We start from the raw sequence: 20,579 nt of genomic DNA, 5'->3' as shown, positions 1-20,579 counted from the left end.
GGTGTCGACCGGCCGGGAGGCCGGGAGGGCCGAGCGGACGGGTCCTGCGGGCCGGAACGGCGCGGGACGCGGTGATCGCTGCCGCGGGTCGCTCGTCCGGAGCGGGAAGGGCGGAGGCCCGCCGGGTGGTCGGGCGGGCCTCCCCGTGGTGCGGGGTCGGGTGGATCGTGTGAGCCGTTCCAGCTGCCGTTGCCCGGCCGTACCGGCTGCCCGCGCGGTGCGGCGGGTGTCGTGTCAGCGGTGGTCCGGGTGGCCGGTGAGGACGGTGGTGAAGATCGGCTCGCCGTGCTGGTGGCCGGTCACGGTGGTGACGAGGGCGTCCGGGTCCTCGCCGGGGGTGTGTCGGGCGGTGATCGTGGTGTGTGCGTCGAGTTCGGCGTAGCGGTGGAAGGTGGTGGCCGCGGAGCCGGGGGTGACGGTGACCGGGCTGGTCAGTGCGTTGGTCGCCTGGCGGGCCGCCTCCAGCAGGACCATGCCGGGTATGTGGTCGTTGGCGTGGTCGAAGAGGATCGGGTGCCGGAGGTCGGGAGTGAGGTGCCAGCTGCCGGGTTCGTCAGCCGGGGTGAGGACGACGTCGCAGGCGCGGAGCCGGCCGACCCGGGCCGGCGGCAGCGGTTCCGTCGCCGGGCTGGCGGACGGGGCCTGGTCGATGCCGTGGCGGCCCTTCCGCAGCCGCTGGTAGGTGGAGGTGGGCACGGTGGTGAAGCGGGCGTAGCCGGTGGCGGCCAGGTGCGGGCCGCGGCGTACGACCGTGCTGAGGGTGAAGTCGACGGTGGTGCGAGTGCGGCGGGGCTCGGCGACGAGCTTGGCCTCGATGGTGAGGTCGGTGGGCGCAGCGCCGATGAGCAGGTGGCGTGGCCGGGTGGTGTAGTCGAGGTTCCACATCATGAACTTGTGGTCCAGTGGGACGCCGAACCGGGTGTGGGCGAGGTAGAGCCCGGCCTGACGGATCGTTTCGGCAGCTTGGATCGGGTCGTGCCGGGTGCCGTCCGGGGTGCTGAAGAAGGTGTGCGCCCGGGGCCATTGCGCGGAGACCGCGAAGGTGGTCTCGTTCAGCTGCTCGCTCCCGGTCAGGAAGACCTCGGCGTGGCAGGCCCGGTGCACGTACTCCTTGGGGACGGTGCTGGTGAGACGGGGTACCGGGCCGACGGCCAGGGCCGGGCCGGCGGCGGCCCCGGGGTCCTCGGCGGTGGCGACGGCGGAGGCAGGCGTGCGGAAGGCAAGCAGGGTCATGGGGAGCGCTCCGAAGGGCCGTGACGGGCGGGTTGGGCTGCTCAGGGCTCGTAAGATACGTACCTACCGGTTTGGTTTTCAAGGAGCCAGAACAAAGGTTCGTCGGCGGCCCAGCGGGGTCGTTCGGACACCGTCTGTGAGGGTCTGAGTCTTTCCGCGGGCTGTGTGGGATTGGTGAAGCTCTGTTGACCTGCGGCGATTTCATGGCCTGGGCTTGACGAGTTCATTATCATGAGGGGTCCGGACGTGGGAGAACCGACTGAAAGTAGGAGCCTGTGCTCCGGTTCGAAGCGTCGCCGTGAACTCTCCGGCCACCCGTTCGACCCATCTCGTCCACCCGGCTCCTCTTCCTCGAAGACGGCCTCAGGGGGCCTGGGCCTCAGGGACGCCGGTGGGATCGGCGAGTAAGATACGGGGTGTTTGGTTTTGTTTGCCGACCTTTCGGGCGGGGTGGTTGCGGTGGTGCGGCAGGAACGAGCGGTCCGGACACGTCGGCAGATCCTGGAGGCGGCGGCGGCCGTCTTCGACGAGTGCGGGTACGAGGGGGCGACGATCGGCGCGGTGGTGGCCCGCGCCGGTGTGACGCGTGGTGCGGTGTACTTCCACTTCGCGTCGAAGCGGGAGCTGGCCCAGGGCGTCCTGGAGGAGCAGTTCGGCCGCGACGAGATCCCCGAACGGCATTGCAAGCTCCAGGAGTTCGTGGACCTCGGGATGGTGGTCGCCCATCTCATGCCGCGCGACCCGCTGTTGAGCGCTGGCGCGCGGCTCTCCCTCGGCCAGGACGTGTTCGGCGACTTCAGCGGCGGCGCCGCGCCCGGCTGGATCCAGCGGGCCGAGGACGTGCTGGTGGCGGCCGGCCGGTGCGGCGAACTGCTGCCCCACGTGGTGCCCGCCGAGACGGCCTGGCTGGTGACCGGAGCTTGGACGGGAGTGCAGATCCAGTCCCAGAAGATGTCCGGCCGGGCGGACCTGGAGCGTCGGGTCGCCGTGCTGTACCAGCACCTGATGCCGAGCATCGCCGTACCCGGCGTGCTGGCCACGCTGGACCTCGGGGCGGACCGGGGCGGCCGGGTGGTGGCCGAGCTGGAGGCGGCCCGGGCGATGTCGGCCGACGGGGACGAGTCGGGCGAGGCTGGGCCCGAGTCCGAGCCCGAGGGCGGTCCGGCCGACGGCCCCGGTGCTGTGGTCGGTGGCGGCCCCGGCGGCGCGGCCGTCGAGGGCGCGGGTGCCGGGGCGGTCATCGGAGTGGCCGGGCAGCGCTGACGCTCACCGGTCCTGGGGGCCCGTCCAGGGGCGAATGCTCTGCCTAAAAACAAACAGCGCGTTCGGTTTTGTGTTGACAAACCGTCCGTCCTGTTTTTGGATAGGTGTCGGGTGCTCCACCGATCTCTCCCGGCAGTTCGCGGACCTTGAGCAGCGGAGCACCCGCCCGGCCGGTGGCCGTCGGGGTCGCCGACCCGTCTGGATTTGGGGTGGTCGTCGTGGAAATCCGGGTGCTGGGGGCCTTGGGGGTCCAATTGTGCGGGGCATCGGTGGTACCGACGGCCCCGAAGCCTCGGCAGGTGCTCGCCCTGCTGGCGTTACGCGCCGATCAGGTCGTCCCGGCGGGTGTCCTCGCCGACGAGCTGTGGTGCGGCCGTCCGCCGCGCAGCGCTCGCACCACCGTGCAGACCTACGTGCTGCAACTGCGAGACCTGATCGACCGGGCCCTCGCCCGGGGTCGCGAAGCCTCGGACGCGGCCTGCGCCAAGGACGTCCTGGTGACCTCGGCCGGCGGCTACATGTTGAACAGCGGCGGCGGACTCGTCGACCTCCGCGAGTTCGACCGCCTCGCCGGGTACGGCTACCGGGCCATGGACGGCGGCGACTTCCCGCTGGCCGCCCGGCAGTTGGGCGAGGCGCTCGCCCTGTGGCGCGGTCCGGCCTTCGCCGACGTCCCGGTCGGCGGCCAACTCGCCGTCGAGGCCAAGCGGTTGGAGGAAACCAGACTCTGTGCGCTGGACCAGCGGATCGAGGCGGACCTGCGCCTGGGCCGGCACCGGGTGCTGCTGGCCGAACTCACCGTCCTGGTCGACCGCTACCGCACCCACGAAAGCCTGCACGGTCAGTACATGGTCGCCCTGCACCGCTCCGGGCGCCGAGGCGAGGCACTGGAGGCCTACCAGCGGCTGCGCAACACCCTGGTACGGGAGTTGGGCATGGAACCGTCCGCCGGGCTGCGCCGCCTGCAGCGCTCCATCCTGCTCGCCGCCCCCGAGCGACCCGACCAGGAACAGCCGGGCGAACTCGGCGACGGGGTCGCCGGCCGCCCGGCCCGCCTCGCCCGGATCGGCTGAAGCGGGATCCGTGCCGGGGTCGGCTGAACCCGGGTCGGTCCGGACCGGTGCACCTCCCGGTTCCTCCGGCTGGTGTGAAGCAGCCGACCGCCGTCACCTCGGGCAGCGACGGCGGCTTCGGTGGCCCACGGATCCATCACGGGCCTCAAGCGGACGCGCCCTTCAAGCGGCCGCGCCCTCAACTGGCCACGCCCTCAAGGCGCTTCAGGCGCAGCGCGGAGGGCCAGGTAGGCACCGAGACGGGCGGCGGCGGTGAGCATGGCGAGACCCCGGGCGGTGAGGCGTTGGTGCCAGCCGTCGAGGGCGGCGGCCAGTTCGCCGGTGCCGCCCGCCTCGCGGACCTGCCGGACCACGCCGGCGATGTGGTCCAGCAGGTATCCGCCACGCCGGAGGAGGTGGGCGAGTTCGGCGTCGCGGACGTCGGCCGGAAGGTAGATCCGGTGGCCCGTGGTGAGGTCGCGGGCGGGGCTGAGGATGCCGTGGGCTTCCCAGGAGCGCAGGGTCGCGGGGGTGACGCCGAGCCGGTGTGCGACCTCGCCGACGGTGAGGGAACCCGACGGTGCCGGTCGGGCCGGTGCGGCTGAGGAGCCAGTGGGCCTCCCGGGTGCGGCGGTGAGGTGGTCGACGGCCTCGCGGACCGCGGCCAAGGTCTCCCGGTCACGCAGCAGTTGGGCGTGGCCGCGGTCGAGGGCGGTCAGTGCGTCGTCGAGGCGCTCGGCGTGGATGCCGGTCATGATCAGGCCGGCGGTCGCGTGCCCGTATGCCGCCACGAGGCTGAGGAAGGCGCGCAGGGCGGCGGCGTGCAGCTCGGTGTAGATCCGGTAGCCGCTGGGCGTGCGGTCGGCGGGTGGGAGGCACCCGTCGCGCTCGTAGTTGCGGACGGCCTGGGTCGAGATGCCGTGCTCACGTGCGAGATCGGAAGGGCGCATGGTCGGCTTTCCGTTCGGACCTGTTTGAGACTTCTTTCAGGCAGGGACCGGGTGATGGGCGGAAAAGTCTCAACCGTCCCGTCAAGGATACGCTTGAGGTCCATGAGTCAGGACATTCACGACTTCCTCACCCCGTCATGCGAGTTGCTGGGGCTCGGTGAGCCGACCCACCAGGAACCGGCCTTCGGGCTGGTCCGCAACGAACTGTTCGCCCGGCTGGTCGACCGGGGGTTCCGGTCGATCGCCCTCGAAACCGACCGGGTGGCGGCGCTCGCCGTGGACGCCTACGTCCGGGAGGGCGTGGGCTCCCTGGACGCGGCGACCGGCGAGGGCTTCTCGCACGGCTTCGGAGCGCACGACGCCAACCGCCGACTCGTCGCCTGGATGCGGGAGTTCAACCGCCACCGCCCACCCGGGGAACGACTGGCGTTCCACGGCTTCGACACCCCGACCGAGAACTACAGCGCCCCCAGCCCACGCCGCTACCTCGAACACGTCCGCGACTACCTGGGGCTCGACCTCGACATCGAAGGCCCGGCGGGCGAGGACGAACGCTGGAGCCGGGCGGAGGCGGTGCTGGACCCGGCCCGCTCGCCCGGGGCCACCCCCGAGGCGGGTCGGCTGCGGTGCCTCGCCGACGACCTGCTCGTCCGGCTGCACGCGCGCGCGGCGGACTTGATCGGCGCGACCTCGCTCGCCGAATGGCACGGAGCGCGGACGCGGCTGACCGCCGCCGTCGCCCTCCTGCGCTACCACGCGCAGGCGGCCGTCCCGGACCTCGACCCGAGCACCCGGTTGAGCGGCCTGCTCGGCATGCGGGACGCGCTCATGGCGCAGAACCTCCTGGACATCCGCGGCCTGGAAGCCCGGCGCGGGCCGACCCTGGTCTTCTCGCACAACCAGCACCTGCGGCGGAACCCGAGCGCCTGGGCGCAGGGCGGGCTGGCCTGCGAGTGGAACGGCGCGGGCGGCATCGTCGGCGCACTGCTGGGCGAGCGGTACGCCTTCATCGCGGGCAGCCTGGGGCGCAGCGAGGCCATCGGGCTGGGCGAACCGGCGCCGGACACCCACGAGGCCTTCCTCCAACGCCGCGGCTTGCTGTGGCAGTTGACTGAGGCGACGCTCCCTGCCGAGGGCCGTACCCGCACCGACACCACGCCGGAGCAAGGCTACTTCCCGCTCGACCGGGAGGTTCTCGACGGCGCGGCCGCACTCCTTCACGTCGCCGACGGCGCGGCGGTGGCGGCTGCGGTGGCTGCGGACGAGGCACCGGGGACGCAGGCGGCACCAGGGGTCCGAGGAACTGCCGGGCCCGGGTAGGTCGCGCGCAGACGGGAGAGCAGCGCGGCGGCCGGGGGCGCGGCGGGCCGTCCGTCCGGCCAGGCCAGCGCGATCCGCACCATCGGGACGGGATCCGCCAGGGGGCGGACCCGCAGGCCCGGCACGTTGCCCGGGTCCGGCAGGACGGCCACCCCGAGGCCGTGCGCGGCGAGCTCCGCCAACTGCGGTGGCGCCGCCGCCTCGACGCCGACGGTCGGACTCGCCCCGGCCTCGGCCAGCGCGCGCTCCAGCGCGGTCCGCATGCCGGTGCCGCGCGGGGTGCTCAGCAGGGCGTGTCCGGCGAGCGCGGCAACCGGGAGCGCGGCAACCGGGAGGGCATCGCACGGGTGGGCGTCGCACGAGTGGGCACGGTCCGATCCGGCGCCCACCGGCCCGGCACTGCCGGGTCCGGCACCGCCCGACCCCGCCCCGCCCGACCGCGCACTGCCCCCGGCGGCTGCGAGTGGATGGTGCTCGGGACAGGCGGCGACCAGCGGGACCTCCAGCACGGTGTGCAGGATGAGCCCGGTCAGTGTCGTCCAGCCGTCGTCGTCCTCGCGCCCGCTCGCGGCGGCGGTGGGCAGGCCGACGACGGCGAGGTCCAGGCGCCCGTCGCGCAGTGCGGCGAGCATTCCGGTGGTGGTGTCCTCGGTGAGGGAGAAGTCGATCCCGGGGTGTTCGTGGCGGAACACGGCGAGCGTGGTGGCGAGGCCGGGGAAGGCGTCCGGTCCGGATGGCGGGGTCAGTGCCGCCCCGGCGACGATGCCCAGCCGTACGTGTCCGCGCCGCAGCCCGTCGAAGTCCTGCGCCGTCCGCCGGGCGGCCTCGGCTGAGGCGAGCGCGGCCCGCGCGTGGGGCAGGACGGCCTCCCCGGCGGGGGTGAGGCGCACGGTGCGGCCGGAGCGGTCGAGCAGCCGGTGCCCCAGCTCCCGTTCGAGCTGCCGGATCTGGGAGCTCACTCCGGGCTGGGTGAGGTGCAGCGACTGGGCGGCCCGGGTGAAGCTGCCGTGCTGGGCGACGGTGACGAAGTACCGGAGCTGCCGCAGTTCCATAACTGCCGATCATAGGCGGCAGAACTTCCCGGCCTTGGACGGGTGGACGTGTCCGGCCGCAGGCTGGGGGCATGGAAACCGTGCCGCAGGAACAGGACGCAGGGTCGCTCGCGGGGATCGCCTGGATCGGCGAACAGGTCGCGGCCGAGCGCCGGGAACTCGCCGGGGTGTTCGCCGACTTCTCCCCGGGGCAGTGGAACTCGCCGTCGCTGTGCGCTGGTTGGCGGGTGCGGGAGGTGGCGGCCCACATGAGTACCGGGTTCCGGCGTTCCACGGCGCGGACGGTCCTCGAACTCGCCCGCTCCGGCGGCAACGTGCACCGCATGGCCGACCGGTTGGCCCGCCGCGATGCCGGTGCGCTGACCGACCGCGAACTCGCCGCCGCCCTCGCCGAGAACGCAGGCCATCGCTGGCGTCCGCCGGTGGGCGGCCGGATCGCGGCCCTCGCGCACGACGTCGTCCACGGCCTCGACATCACCGTCGCGCTGGGCCTGCCCCCGCGGCTGCCGGTCGCCCGGACCACCGCCCTGCTGGCCGGCGTGTCCCCGCTCACCCTGCGGTTCTTCGGGGCGCGGGTCGACGGCGTCCGCCTGCGGGCGACCGATGCCGACTGGTCGTACGGAGAGGGCCCGGGCACCGTCGAGGGCCGGGCCGAGCACCTCCTGCTGGTCGCCTACGGCCGGCGGGTCCCGGCCGGGCTGCTGACCGGGTCGGCCGCAGGGCGCTTCGCCTGGGGCGGATAGGGGTCCGCCGGGGGCCGGCCGCCGACAGGTGCAAACCGCCCTGCGACCGGACGTGCGGGCGGTCCTGCGGGCGGAGCGCCGCCCCGCCCGCAGGACCGAAGGTTGGTCAGATCGTCTGGTAGAAGCCGAGCAGGTCGACCGTGAAGTCGATGTCCTGCCAGCCCTGGTTCCAGATGTCGACGATGCCGCCCCTGCCGCCGGGGGTCTGGGCGACGTTCGGGACGGTCGCGCCCGCCGTCCAGTTCAGCGTGGAGGATCCGGGCCGCTGCGGCGTGCTCGCGGTGCCGTCCTGGTAGGCGGACCAGAAGTTCGGGTCGGGGGCGACCGACAGGAAGCCCGGCCCGGTCGTGTCGGTGACGGTGGTGTTCAGCACCCAGCCGTCGACGCGGGGCGCGGTGGTGTCGCTCTCCAGCCGGAGCGCGAAGAAGCTGCGGGCCGGCAGCGGGCCGGCCGGGCGGCCCCAGCTGTCCTTGCGGCTGTCGACGATCCGGAACGGCACGCGGGACGGCACGAGCGCGGAGCGGCTGTCGGGGGTGTAGTAGCCGACGACGTCGATCACGACGTCCGTCGGCGCCCAACTCCCGTTGCGCACGGTGATCTTCCCGTCGGGGCCGACCGGTACGATCACCGCGTTGGCGACCGTCTGGCCGGCGGTGAAGTTCACGTTGGAGGCGGTCGGCGTCGCCTGCCCGGTGGGGTAGGCCACCAGGTGGCCGGCGTCCTGCGGGTTGGTGGCCGTCAGGTTGAGTGCCACCGCGGTGATGCCCTGCGGCACCCGGTTGTGGCCGGCGATGTCCACATCGAAGCTCGACTGCCCGGCGACCTGGCCCGCCGCCGTGCCCGTGCCGTCCCGGGTGTCGACGGCGCGCACCTGCGGCACCGCCCGGTAGCCGCTGGCGGGGGAGGGTGTGAAGTAGCCGGTGACGTCGGCGATCAGGTCGATCGGCTGCCAGCCCGCGTTGAACAGGTAGACGTACCCGTCGGCGCCGACCGACGCCACGACCAGGTTCGGGACGGTCTGGCCGGCCTCGTAGTTCACGTTCGAGGTCTCGGCGCCCTCGGCCAGGTCCTTCGCGGGCTGCACCGAGACGTGACCGGGGCCGGCGGGGTCGGTGACGGTGACGTTGAGGACCACCGCGGAGACCCCGGCGGGGACCTGGGCGGCGCCCGCGACCTTCAGGGCCACCGTGCTGCGCCCGGCGACCTGCTCCGCGGCGGCGCCGACGCCCGTGCGGGTGTCCAGCAGCCGGGTCGGCGGGTGCGGGGTGAACTCCGCGCCCGAGGTGACGACCTTGACCTCGTTGGTGGCCACGACGTCGTGCGTGGTGTCCTTGGCCGTGACCTTGACGTCGTAGGTGCCGACCGCGGCGTACGTGTGCGTGGTGTGGCGCATGTCGGACGGGTAGCCGGGGATGGTGCCGGAGAACGTGTCCGTGGTCCCGTCGCCCCAGGAGATGGTGACGTCGACCGCGGCCTCGTTCCCGACGGTCACGAAGGTCTGCAGGTCGAGCGAGTGCGCGGTGGGCGTGGTGGCGTACAGGCTGATCGCCAGGTACGAACTGCCCTGTGCACCCGGCGTGTCCTGTGCAATCGGCGCGGCCTGGGCGCGTGCGCCCTGGGCCGGTGCCGGCGCGCCGGCACCGGCGCCGGACTTCGGCGAGACCACCGTCCGGTCGGCCGGGCTGCTGAAGGCCTTGCCCTGGATCTCCGGTGCCGGTGCCTGTGCCGATGCCGGCCGTGGACCGGCACCGCCCGCCTCCTGGGTGGCGGGCGCCGTCGGCGCCAGGGGGGCCACGGGTGCCTTTCCGGGCCCGTCCGCCAGGGCGATCCCGGGCGTGAGACCGACACCCGCTGCCGTGAGGGCAGCCAGAACTACGAGCCGGCGATTGTGCACCGATCCCCCCACACTTCTGTCATAAGTCGAACAGGTTCCACACAGTTCGAATCGATGATCAGCTTACAGGCCGCGCCGGGAGGGGTTGAGGGGGCAAGGATCGGAAGGCGGGCGGGGCCGGCGAGGCGCGGGCGGCCGTCGCGCGCGGTCCGCGGGCCCGTGGCTACGATCGGAATGAGCGATTCCGGTTGGTGGTGAGACGGAAGCCAGGTCCGCCGATGGCCCCGAGGTCCGTGCAGTGGCCCGCGTACGTGCGGGTCGCGCCGTGGTTGCTGATCGCCGGCGGCCTGGTGTGGAACTCGCTGGATCCGGCCGACTACTGGGGTGATCCCCTGCTGGCGGCGGCCGCCGTGCTGGCGGGAGCGCTGCTCGGCCTGCGGGACACCGTCGCGGTGGGCGTGGCCAACGTCGCCGGGATCCTGCTGCTGTCCACGCAGGACGGCTCGATCGGCACCGGGGACGGCTACCTGGAGCTGGCGAACACCGCGTTCGCCGCGCTGCTCGGGGTCGGGGTGAACCGGGTGGTGGTCCGGCACGGGCGGCGGCTTGAGCGGGTGCGCTCCGTGGCGGAGGCGGCGCAGCGTGCGGTGCTCCCGGAGCCGCCGGGCCGGGTGGGGCGCCTGTCGGTCGCGGCCTGTTACCGGGCCGCCCAGGACGAGGCGCTGATCGGCGGGGACGCGTACGCGCTGCAGGCCACCCCGTACGGCGTGCGCGGGCTGATCGCGGACGTGCGGGGCAAGGGGCTGCACGCGGTGGGCGCGGTGTCGGTGCTGCTGGGGGCCTTCCGGGAGGACTCGCACCGGGTGCCGGACCTCGCCGCGCTGGCGGACGCGCTGGAGGACTCGCTGCTCCGGGAGGTCGACCACCTGAGCGAGGAACTGCGGCTGGAGGGGTTCATCACGGCCCTGCTGGTGGAGTTCCCGCCGGGGGAGGAGAGCGTGCGCACCCTCGACTGCGGGCACCCCGGCCCGTACCTGGTGAGCGGTACGGAACCGCGGGTGCTGCGGCTGGACGCGGCGGATCCGGGGCTGCCGCTGGGCATGGGCGTCCTGGGGGTGGCGCGGCCCGCGGCGGAGAGCCGGCCCTTCCCGCCCGGGTGCACGCTGCTGCTGGTGACCGACGGGGTGACGGAGGCCCGGGACGCGGCGGGGGAGTTCTACGACCCCGTCCCGCGGCTGGCCCGGCTCGGTCCGTTCGACGGGCCCGGCCGGGTGCTGGACGCCCTGGTGGCGGACGTCGAGCGCTGGACCGGTGGGCCGCGGGACGACGACATGGCGGTGCTCGCGATCACCCGCCGGGCGGGTGGCTGAAGGCCCGGCCGGCCGAGGGCCGGCGGGCGCGGTCCGGCGGTGACCGGGCGGCCCCCGGTACGACGGTTCCCCTCGGTCACGCGGATATCACGATGAGATGACGGGCGCATAGCTTTCCACGGGATCCGGCCAAGTTGAGCGCCGACGTCCGGTGGCCGGAAAGGTGACGTCCGCATATCGGACGGAGAAATGGACGGACCGGCCCGTGACGCCCGGGTGCCCCGCCGCGCCGCGCCGCCTGGGCGGGCGGGCGGCGCGGACGCGGCGGCCGGTCCATAAGAGGGCGTAAGAGTCGTGCAAGGGCCGGCCGGGGGAGTGGCGGGATCCGGGCGACCTGCGGTTCGTCCGGAAACCAACCCGGCGCTTGCCCCGGCTCGAAGAGGTGACGGAAAGTCGAACCGATGAACGAATCGCCTCACCCTCGCCAGGCCCGTCTGCTCGGCCACCGCGACTTCCGGCTCCTGCTGACCGGAGCCGCCGCGGCCCAGACGGGCAGTCAGGTCACCCTGGTCGCCCTCCCCCTGGTGGCGGTGGTGGTCCTGGACGCCACCCCGTTCGAGGTCGGGCTGCTGACCGCCGCCGAAACCGCCGCCTTCCTCCTGGTCGGCCTGCCGGCCGGCGCCTGGCTGGACCGGATGCGCAAGCTGCCGGTGTTGATCCGCGCCGACGTCGTGCGCGCCCTGGCCGTCGGATCGATCCCCCCGGCGGCGGCGCTCGGGGTGCTGACCATGCCGCAGCTCTACCTGGTGGCCCTCGTCACCGGGGTCGCGACGGTCTTCTTCGACGTCGCCCACCAGTCCTTCCTGCCCGCCGTCCTGCCGCGCGGGCAACTCGTCGGCGGCAACGGGGCACTGGAGACGGTCCGCTCCTCGGCGCAGATCGCCGGGCCCGGCCTCGGCGGCGGGCTGGTCCAACTGCTCGGGGCGCCGCTCGCCATCGTCGCCGACGCCTGCGGGTACCTGGCGTCCGCGCTGCTGCTGGCCCGGATCCGGGTCGACGAACCGCAGCCGGAACCCCAGCCCGGGCGTTCGCTGCGCGCCGACGTGGGGGCGGGGGTGCGCTTCGTCCTGGGGCACCCGCTGCTGCGGGCGATCGCGGCCGCCACCGCCGTGTCCAACCTGTTCGCCGCCGTGCTGATGGCCGTACAGACGGTCTTCTGGGTGCGGGTCCTCCACCTGCAGCCCGGGGCCATCGGCGTGCTGCTGTCCGCCTCCGCCGTCGGCGGGCTGGCGGGCGCGCTGTGCGCCGGGTACCTGGCGCGGTGGATCGGGCAGGCCCGACTGATCTGGCTGTCCACGGTGGTGACGGCCCCGTTCGCGGTGCTGTGGCCGCTGTCCGGCGGCGGCGCGGGCGTGGTGCTGTTCGGTGTCGCATCGGGCGTGGTGCTGTTCGGCGCGGTCGCCTACAACGTCGCCCAGGTGAGCTTCCGGCAGAGCGTCTGCCCGCCCGAACTGCTCGGCCGGATGAACGCCACCATGCGCTTCCTGGTGTGGGGCACCCTCCCGCTCGGCGCCCTCGGCGGCGGGATCGTGGCCGATGCGGCCGGACCGCGCGCCGCGCTGTGGCTCTGCGCGGCGGGGTTCCTGCTCGTCCCGCTGCCGCTGCTGCTGTCGCCGCTGCGGCGGCTGCGCGACCTGCCGGTCGGCGCGCCGGACACGGAGGGGACCACCCCCGCCGGGGCCGGCCCGACCGGGGCCACCGCAGGCGGGACCGTCACCGGGCCGACCGCCACCGACAAGTCCACGGCCGACAGGTCCGCCACCGACAAGTCCGCTGCCGACGAGCCTGCCGCCGTCGGAGCCACCACCGTCGAGGAGCCCGCCGCGAGCCCCACCGCCACCTGACCCACCCCCAGCCCTGCCGAGCCGCGACCGGAAACCGGAGACCGTTCCCGTGCACGCCAGCATCACCGCCGCCTATCTCGCCCGGTACCGTTCCGCCGCCGCCGACGCCCCGGCGGAACTGCTCCCGCTGACCGGCGCCCAGCGGCGCTTCCTGATCACCCGCCGACTCGCGCCGCAGACCCGCTCCGACGTCGTCCCGCTGTTCTTCGCCTACCCGCCCGGCACCCTCGACCGGGACCGGCTGGCCCGAGCCGCCGCCGCGGTCGCCGCCCGCCACCCGGCGCTTTGCGGAGGCTTCGCGACCGTGCGCGGCACCCCCGTGCTGCGGGTCGGAGGCCCGTCCACCGAGGTCGCCCGGATCGCCGTCGACTCCGGCGGGACGGCCCGGGAAGCGCTGCGCCGCGCCCTGCTCGACTGGCCCGCCGACGGTCCGGCGCTGCGCCTCCTGCTGGCCCGGGAACCGGACGGCGACGAGGAGTTGCTCGCCGTCGCACTCGACCACGCGGCCTGCGACGAGCAGTCGCTCGGAGCGCTGACCGCCGAGCTCGCCGCGGCGTACGAACGTGACGAGGCGTCGGCGGCCGGGCCCGGCCCGCAGGCCCTGGCCGACTACCGGCAGGCCGTCGAACTCCAGCTGGCCGCCGAGGAGGCCGCCGCCGGACCCGCCGCGCAGTCCCACTGGGGCCGCCGGCTCGGCGGCCTGACCGGGGCGGGCGGTGGCGCGGCCACGTCCACCGGCATGCTCACCGAACGGCTGCCCGCCGCCGAAGGCGCCGTCCGCGGCGCCGTCTTCCCGGCCCTGCTGGACGCCGTCGGGGCCGCCGCGCACCGGCTGCACCGGGCCCCGGGGCTCCCGTGGGCGGAGGCCGGCGGAGGGCCGCTCGCGCTCGGCTACCCGTGGGGCGGCCGACCGGCGGGCGCGCCCACCGCGCTCGGCTGCTTCCTCAACACCCTCGTCCACCCGGCCGCGCCGACCCCCGCGGGCGACCTGGACACCCTCGCCGACCAGTGGTGGGACGACCTCGACCACGCCGGAACCCCGTTCGACGAAGTGGTCCGCGCCGCCCGCACCGCCGGAGCGCCGTGGTCGGGCGCCCTGGACGCCATGCTCACCCTGGAGGACCTGCACCGCCGCCCGCCGCTGGTGCTCGGCGGCGTCCCGGGCCGGGAGACCCACCTGGCCGGACGTCCGCTCGCCGCGCCGATCGCCGTCTCCGCCTCGCACGGCGACGACCTGCTGGTCCGGCTCGCCTGGGACAGCGACCGCTTCCCCGAGGCCGACGCCCACGCCGCCTTCGACGAACTGCTCGCCCTGCTGCGGCACCACCTGCACACCGGGGCGAGCCTGGCCGCCCGCGCGTGACGGCGCGAGCCCGACCCGGGCTCGAACCTCCCGAACTCCCCGCGCCCGGCGCGGACCACGACTCCCGCGCCTGAACCGCGCGGACCCGAACTCCCGCGCCTGAACCGCGCGGGCCGGGACACCCGCGCCATGACGCGCGGGCCGACTCCCGTACCGGACCCGCCCCGCCGGGTCCGCCCCCCGGACCCGCCCCGGCGGGTCCACCCTGCCCGACCGCGCGTGCCCGACGGCACGCCCGACCGGGCGCCCGGACCCCGGGCCGCACCCTCACCCCGGTGCGGCCGGTCCACCGGACGGAGCGGGACCACCCCACGCCCGCCGCCGGCCACCGCAGTGCCGACAAGCCCACCACACAAGGGAACCGCCCATGTTCGCACTTTCTCCGTCGCAGGAGATCGTCTGGCTGCACGAACAGATGCTGCCGGGCAGCCGCGCCTACAACTTCACCGCCGTCCTCGACCTCTGGGGCACCCTCGACCGGGACGCGCTGCACGCCGGCCTGGCCGCCGTCCTCGCCCACCACCCGGGCCTGCGGCTGGAGTTGGTGCCCCGCTCGGAGGGGCTGCCCGGCCAGCGGGTCGCCGAGGACTGCCGACCGGAGCTGCGGCACAGCGACTTCGAGGCCGAGGCCGACCCGGAGGCCGCCTTCCGCCGGCTGCTCGCCGCCGAGGCCGAGGAGCCCGTGGACACCGAGCGGGCGCCGGTGCTGCGCTGGCACCTCGTCCGGCTGGCCGAGGACCACCACCGGCTGATCCACGTCGAGCACCACCTCGTCCACGACGGCCACTCGTTCGCGATCCTGCTGCGCGACCTGTTCACCGTCTACCGCGCCCGGGTCCTCGGCGAGCCGTACGAGCTGCCCACCGCCCCCTCGTACGAGGAGCACGCGCGGGCCACCGCCGACGTCCCGCGCGACCGCGCACTCGACTTCTGGACCAGGGAGCTGGCCGACGCGCCGCGCGAGGTCACGCTGCCGGGCCTGGCCCGGCCGGGCGTCGAGCGCCGCCACCGGGGCGGGCAGCTGCGCCAGTCGATCGGATCCGACCTGGCCGCGCGACTGCGCAAGCGCAGCACGGCGGACGGCCACACCCCGTTCAGCACCCTGCTCGCCCTGTTCGCCGAGCTGCTGCGCCGGCACAGCGGGCACCGCGAGCTGGTCGTCGGCACCGCCGTCGGCAACCGCCCGGAGGGCTTCGAGGGCACCGTCGGCATGTTCGTGAACACCGTGCCGCTGCGCCTCCGGCTCGACCCGACCGCGCCCGGCACCGAGGCCGTGGACGAGGTCACCGACGTCCTGATGCGCGCCCTGCCGTACCAGGACCTGCCGGTGCAGGAGCTGACCCGCCGCCTCGGCCTGCACACCAGCGGCGCCGACAACCCGCTGTTCAACGTGATGTTCAGCGCGCACGACGCGGCGCTGCCCGACGTCCAGGCGCCCGGGCTGGAGGTCTCGCTGTACGAGGGCTTCAACACCGGCACCACCCGCTTCGACCTCGACCTCGTGCTGCTGCCCGACGACCGCCGGGTGGTCGGCGAGAAGCACGGCGCCGCCGGGATGACCCTGGTCTGGGACTACGACGCGGACCTCTTCCGCGAGTCCGAGGCGGTGCTGCTGTCCGAGCGCCTGCTGGAGCTGCTGCGCTGCTACCTGGACCGCCCGCAGGCGCCGATCGCCGAGCTGGCCCCCGCGACCGAAGCCCTGCCGGCCGCCGCGGCTCCCGCCGCCCAGCCCGCCGCCGCGACGCCCGCCGCCATGCCCGTCGACGCGGCGGCCGTGTTCGACCCGGCCGCCGCCCACGACCCGACCGCGCTGGCCCTGCTGGCCGGCACCGAGCGGATCAGCTACGGCGAACTCGACCGCCGCGTCACCGAGTTGGTCGAACGCCTGCGCGCCGCCGGGGTCACCCCCGGCCAGCCGGTGGCCACCGTGCTGCCGCGCGGCGCGGACAGCGTGGTCGCCCTGCTCGCCTGCCTGCGGCACGGCGCCGTCTACGCGCCGCTGTCCACCGAGGACCCGGCGGCCCGGCTCGGTCTGCTGCTGGAGCGGCTGAACCCGGCCCTGGTGCTGGCCACCCGGCACAGCGCGCTGGCGCTGCCCGCCGAGGGCGTCACCCCGGCACTGCTGGACGGCCCCGCCTTCCCGAAGGCCGAGCCCGCCGCCGTCCTGGACGGCGCCGCCTACCTGATCCACACCTCCGGCTCCACCGGCGTGCCCAAGCCCGTCCTGGTCGGCCGTGACGCCCTCGCCGGGTACGTCACCGCGATCGCCGCCCGCTACGGGCTCACCTCCGCCGACCGGGTGCTGCTGTTCGCCCGGCCGTCCTTCGACGTGGCGCTGGAGGAGGTGCTCCCCGCCCTCGCGGTCGGCGCGGCCCTGGTCGTGCCGCAGCGCGAAGTACCCACCGGGCCCGAACTGGTGGCCGTCCTGGCCGCCCGCGGCGTCACCGTCGCCAACCTGCCGACCAGCTACCTCCTCGCCGTCCGCGAGGACCTGCGCGAGGCGCTGCGCGACGGCCGCTGGACACCCCGGCTGCTCGTCCTCGGCGGCGAGCGCCTGCCCGCCCGGGCGCTCGCCGACCTCACCGGGGCCACCACCGTGCTGAACGCCTACGGCGTCACCGAGGCCACCGTCACCTCCACCGTGTACGAGGTGACCGCCGAGGACGTCGCCGCGGACGGCGAGATCCCGCTCGGCACCGAACTCGACGGCGTGCGCATGCACGTCCTGGACGAGACGCTGCGCCCGCTGCCGGCCGGCGGCGTCGGCGAACTCGTCATCGCCGGCCCGACGGTGGCCGACGGCTACCTGGGCCTCCCGGAGCCGACCGCGGCCCGCTTCGTCACCGTCCCGGCGCTCGGCGGCGCCCGCGTCTACCGCACCGGCGACCGCGGCTACCGCGACCTGGACGGGCGGCTGTGCTTCCTCGGCCGCGCCGACAACCAGGTCAAGCTGCGCGGCCACCGGATCGAGCTGGAGGAGATCGAGGCCGCCGCCTCGGCCGAACTCGGCGGCCGGTCCTGCGCCGTGGTGCTGCACACCGACCCGCGCACCGGCCCCCGCCTGGTCGGCTTCCTGGAGGGCGCCGAGCGCCCCGACCAGGGCGCCCTGCACGAGGCGCTCGCCCGCCGCCTGCCCGGCGGGCTCGTCCCGGCGAACTGGACGGCCGTCACGCAGATGCCGACCCTGCCCGGCGGCAAGCCCGACCGCGCCGCCCTCCTGCGGCTGGCCGACGAGGGCGCCGAGGAGGCCGCCGAGGAGCCGAACGCGCCGAGCGCCTTCACCGACCCCGGCCAGGAGCTGATCGCCGCCGCCTGGCGCGAGGTGCTCGGCCACGACCGCTTCACCGCGGACTCGCACTTCTTCGAGGTCGGCGGCCACTCGCTGCTCGCCGCCCAGCTCGCCGCCTACCTGGAACCGCACCTCGGCAGCCGCCCGCCACTGCGCACCCTGTTCCGCCACGCCGTGCTCGCCGACCAGGCCCGCGCCCTCACGGGAGGTGCCAAGTGACCGCCCCCTCCGCCGTCCTCGAAGCGGGCCACCGCGAACTCGTCGAAGCCTTCGAGAGCTTCATCCGCCGCGAACTCGTGCCGCTGGCCGCCGAATTGCCCGAGACCGCCGACCAGGTGCCGACCGACCTGCGCACCTACGTCCGCAAGCGCTCCGCCGCGCTCGGCTTCTACGCCGGCGACTACCCCGAGGAGCTCGGCGGCTCCGACATGCCCTTCACCGCCGTCGTCCTGCTGCACCACGCCGCCGGGCGCAGCGGCTGCGTCCTCGCGCCGTACGCGCTGGCCGGCTCCGACGGCCCCAGCCCGCTGCTGCGCAACGGCACCCCCGAGCAGGTCGAACGCCACCTCGTCCCGCTGGTGCGCGGCGAGCAGACCCGCTGCCTGGCCCTCACCGAGCCGCACGCCGGCTCGGACGCCTTCCGGCTCACCACCACCGCCGTGCGCGAGGGCGACCGCTGGGTGCTCAACGGCCGCAAGACCTTCGTCAGCAACGCCGAGCACGCCGGGATCGCGCTGGTCGTCGCCGCCACCGACCTCGGCGACGGCGCCGGCCCCACGACCGGCGCCACCGCGTTCGTGCTGCCGATGGACCAGCCCGGCCTGCGGATCGGCCAGCGCTACGAGGGCATGTCCGGGGAGCCGCTGTTCGAGCTGCTGCTGGACGGCGTCACCGTCGGCCCGGAGGCCGTGATCGGCGGTGAGGACGCCGTCGGTGCGGCCACCGCCCTCGCCATGGACAGCCTCTCCCGGGGCCGCCTGGTGGTCGCCGCGATGTGCAACGGCATCGCCGAGTACGCGCTGCGGGCCGGCGTCGAGTACGCCAAGGACCGGCGCGCCTTCGGCCGGGTGATCGGCGAGTACCAGCACGTCCAGGAGCACCTGGTCGCCACTCGGGCCGAGGTCGAGGCCTCCAAGCTGCTCACCCTCGCCTGCGCCCGACTGGTCGACGAGGGCACCGAGTCGCCCGAGAACGCCGCGCTCGCGAAGCTCACCGCCTCCGAGACCGCCGTCCGCGCGGTGGACCGCTCGCTCCAGGTGCACGGCGCCACCGGCTGGGTGCGCGGGCACCCGCTGGAGTTCCTGTACCGCTACGTGCGGATGACCACGATCATCGAGGGGACCTCCGAGGTCCAGAAGGTGATCATCGCCCGTTCCATGGGCCTGAACTGACGGACCGCCATGAACTCGGAGACCACGATGGAACCCCAGACCACGGAGACCCTGAGCATCGGGTACGGCCGTCCGCACCAGGACGGCGCCGTCCTCGACCTCTTCACCACCTGGGTGCACCGCACCCCCGACGCCCCAGCCCTGATCGACGGCGAGCGCGTCCACAGCTACGCCGAACTCGACCGCCTCGCCGACAGAGTCGCCGAGACCCTGCGCGGCCGGGTCGGCCCCGGCGACCTGCTCGGTGTCTGCCTCGGCCACTCGGTGTCGCTGGTGGCCGTCACCCTGGCCGCCGCCAAGCTCGGCGCCGTCCACCTGCCGATCGGCCCCCGCCCCGGCGAGCACCGGCTGCGGGCCGTCGCCGAACAGCTGCGCCCGACCTGCCTGGTCGGCGAACCGGGCCTGCTGCCCGCCGGCGGCGAGCGGCTGCCGCTGGACTTGCCCGCCGACGGCGTGGTCGCCGCCCTGACCCCCGGCGAGCAGGTGCACGTCCCGGCCGGCACCCACTACGCGGTGCTCACCTCCGGCTCCACCGGCACCCCGAAGGCCGTCGCCGTCACCGAGCCCGCACTCGGCTCCCTGCTGCAGTACTACCGCGAGCTGACCGGCCTCGGCCCCGGCGAGCGGCACAGCCTGCTGATCGGGGTCGCCTTCGACCCGCACGTCCAGGAGCTGTGGGCCGGCCTCACCTCCGGCGCCGCCCTGGTCATCGCGCCCGAGGCCGTCCGCTGGGACTCCGGCGCGCTCACCGACTGGTGGCGCGAGGCCGGCATCACCGCAGCCGTGCTGCCCACCCCGCTGGCCGAGCCCGTCCTGGGCCGGCCCTGGCCCGCCGGGCTGGCGCTGCGCCACCTCATGGTCGGCGGCGACCGGCTGCGCCGAGCCCCCGGGCCCGACGTCACCGCGACCGTCCACAACGCCTACGGCCCCGCCGAGGCCACCGTCACCACCACCGTGCACACCATGGCCCCCGGCGTCGACCACGGCGCGGGCGCCCCGCCGATCGGGCTGCCGATCCCGGGCGTGGTCGTGCTCGTCACCGACGAGGACGGCCGGCCCGTGCCGCGCGGCACCTCCGGCGAGCTGCGGATCGGCGGCCGGGGCCTGGCCGCCGGCTACCTAGACGCCGAACTGACCGCCCGGCGCTTCGTCGGCACACCCGAAGGCGTGGCCGGCACCGACCGGGTCTACCGCACCGGCGACCGGGTCGTCATGCGCCCCGACGGCGTCCTGGAGTTCCACGGCCGCCTGGACGACCAGGTCAAGGTCAGCGGGGTGCGGATCGAACCCGCCGAGGTCGAGGCCGCGTTCGAGCGCGACCCGCAGGTGCGCCGCGCGGTCGTCGCCGCCGAGCAGGCCCCCACCGGCGGCGCCCGGCTGCTCGCCTTCGTCGAGGCCGAGGACGGCGCCGACCCGGCGCGCCTGCTCGACGCCGCCCGGCCCTGGCTGCCCGAGCAGGCGGTGCCCGCGGCCGTCCGCCTGGTGGACCGCTTCCCGCTCGACGCCAACGGCAAGGTGGACCGCCGCGCGCTGCTGGCCGCCGCCCCGCCGGAGCCCACCGGGCAGGAGGGCGACACCCCCGTCGAGCGCGCCGTGCTGAAGCTGAGCCGCGAGCTGATCGGCCGCGCCGACCTCGGACCGGCGGACAACTTCCTGGCCTCGGGCGGCAACTCGCTCGCCGCCGCACGACTGCTGGAGGCACTGGAAACCGAGTACGGGGTACGGCTGCGGGCACCCCTGGTGCTGCGCCAGCCGGACCTGCGGGCCGTCGCCCGGCTGGTCGAGGAGCAGGTGGCCGCCCTCGCCACCACCACCTGACCCGCCCGCACCTCCTCAGCGAGGCGCCCCGGCCCCTCCGGCCGGGGCGCCCGGAAG

General features: G+C 75.0%; 14 protein-coding genes. 10 read left to right on the top strand and 4 right to left on the bottom strand.

The features are described 5' to 3' along the window. Window positions 1–234: 234 nt before the first annotated feature. Window positions 235–1,233 (bottom strand): ScbA/BarX family gamma-butyrolactone biosynthesis protein, encoded by a 999-nt coding sequence (locus tag IF30_RS0130880; protein WP_030244597.1) that lies wholly within the window; start codon window positions 1,231–1,233, stop codon window positions 235–237. A gap of 462 nt (window positions 1,234–1,695) precedes the next feature. Between IF30_RS0130880 and IF30_RS0130875 the strand changes: the two genes are divergently transcribed. Together IF30_RS0130875 and IF30_RS0130870 are read left to right on the top strand one after the other, a co-directional pair. Further along, window positions 1,696–2,496, top strand: a complete 801-nt coding sequence (locus IF30_RS0130875) for a ScbR family autoregulator-binding transcription factor (RefSeq protein ID WP_234322907.1) — start codon at window positions 1,696–1,698, stop codon at window positions 2,494–2,496. Between the two features lie 218 nt (window positions 2,497–2,714). Further along, on the top strand, window positions 2,715–3,569 hold the full coding sequence (locus tag IF30_RS0130870) for an AfsR/SARP family transcriptional regulator (protein WP_030244592.1): 855 nt from the start codon (window positions 2,715–2,717) through the stop codon (window positions 3,567–3,569). A 194-nt stretch (window positions 3,570–3,763) separates the two neighbouring features. Here IF30_RS0130870 and IF30_RS0130865 read toward each other — a convergent pair whose 3' ends face one another. Next, the gene (locus IF30_RS0130865) at window positions 3,764–4,498 is read right to left on the bottom strand and encodes a TioE family transcriptional regulator (protein ID WP_030244591.1); all 735 of its coding nucleotides are present in this window, start codon (window positions 4,496–4,498) and stop codon (window positions 3,764–3,766) included. A 102-nt stretch (window positions 4,499–4,600) separates the two neighbouring features. Between IF30_RS0130865 and IF30_RS0130860 the strand changes: the two genes are divergently transcribed. Next, on the top strand, window positions 4,601–5,818 hold the full coding sequence (locus tag IF30_RS0130860) for an erythromycin esterase family protein (protein WP_063752852.1): 1,218 nt from the start codon (window positions 4,601–4,603) through the stop codon (window positions 5,816–5,818). On the opposite strand, the gene IF30_RS45755 is transcribed toward IF30_RS0130860, so the two are convergent. Next, window positions 5,716–6,870 (bottom strand): LysR family transcriptional regulator, encoded by a 1,155-nt coding sequence (locus IF30_RS45755; protein WP_030244587.1) that lies wholly within the window; start codon window positions 6,868–6,870, stop codon window positions 5,716–5,718. The genes IF30_RS0130860 and IF30_RS45755 overlap by 103 nt on opposite strands. A 71-nt stretch (window positions 6,871–6,941) precedes the next feature. Between IF30_RS45755 and IF30_RS0130850 the strand changes: the two genes are divergently transcribed. After that, window positions 6,942–7,613: a maleylpyruvate isomerase family mycothiol-dependent enzyme gene (locus IF30_RS0130850; RefSeq protein ID WP_051711604.1), complete on the top strand. Its 672-nt coding sequence runs from the start codon at window positions 6,942–6,944 to the stop codon at window positions 7,611–7,613. Between the two features lie 106 nt (window positions 7,614–7,719). Here IF30_RS0130850 and IF30_RS0130845 read toward each other — a convergent pair whose 3' ends face one another. After that, on the bottom strand, window positions 7,720–9,408 hold the full coding sequence (locus IF30_RS0130845; RefSeq protein ID WP_030244582.1) for a PKD domain-containing protein: 1,689 nt from the start codon (window positions 9,406–9,408) through the stop codon (window positions 7,720–7,722). 317 nt (window positions 9,409–9,725) lie between these two features. Here IF30_RS0130845 and IF30_RS0130840 point away from each other — a divergent pair, with 317 nt between their 5' ends. From IF30_RS0130840 to IF30_RS0130815, 6 genes are all read left to right on the top strand, one after another. After that, on the top strand, window positions 9,726–10,817 hold the full coding sequence (locus IF30_RS0130840; RefSeq protein ID WP_030244581.1) for a PP2C family protein-serine/threonine phosphatase: 1,092 nt from the start codon (window positions 9,726–9,728) through the stop codon (window positions 10,815–10,817). Between the two features lie 401 nt (window positions 10,818–11,218). Further along, complete coding sequence (locus IF30_RS0130835; RefSeq protein ID WP_078891847.1) at window positions 11,219–12,661, top strand: MFS transporter; 1,443 nt, start codon at window positions 11,219–11,221, stop codon at window positions 12,659–12,661. A gap of 49 nt (window positions 12,662–12,710) precedes the next feature. Further along, window positions 12,711–14,024, top strand: a complete 1,314-nt coding sequence (locus IF30_RS0130830) for a hypothetical protein (protein WP_051711602.1) — start codon at window positions 12,711–12,713, stop codon at window positions 14,022–14,024. Between the two features lie 367 nt (window positions 14,025–14,391). Further along, window positions 14,392–17,532 carry a non-ribosomal peptide synthetase gene (locus IF30_RS0130825; RefSeq protein WP_030244576.1) on the top strand — a complete coding sequence of 1,047 codons (3,141 nt, stop codon included), beginning with the start codon at window positions 14,392–14,394 and terminating at the stop codon, window positions 17,530–17,532. Beyond that, window positions 17,529–18,704, top strand: coding sequence for an acyl-CoA dehydrogenase family protein (locus IF30_RS0130820; RefSeq protein WP_030244573.1), 1,176 nt, complete (start codon window positions 17,529–17,531; stop codon window positions 18,702–18,704). Before IF30_RS0130825 ends, IF30_RS0130820 begins: the two co-directional genes overlap by 4 nt. A gap of 27 nt (window positions 18,705–18,731) precedes the next feature. After that, window positions 18,732–20,522 carry an amino acid adenylation domain-containing protein gene (locus tag IF30_RS0130815; RefSeq protein WP_078891850.1) on the top strand — a complete coding sequence of 597 codons (1,791 nt, stop codon included), beginning with the start codon at window positions 18,732–18,734 and terminating at the stop codon, window positions 20,520–20,522. The last annotated feature ends 57 nt before the right edge of the window (window positions 20,523–20,579 follow it).

Source organism: Streptomyces sp. NRRL S-350 (genome assembly GCF_000719705.1).
GTDB lineage: Bacteria > Actinomycetota > Actinomycetes > Streptomycetales > Streptomycetaceae > Kitasatospora.
The sequence above is the reverse complement of the archived record's forward strand: the minus strand, read 5'-3'. Positions and strand labels throughout refer to the sequence as shown.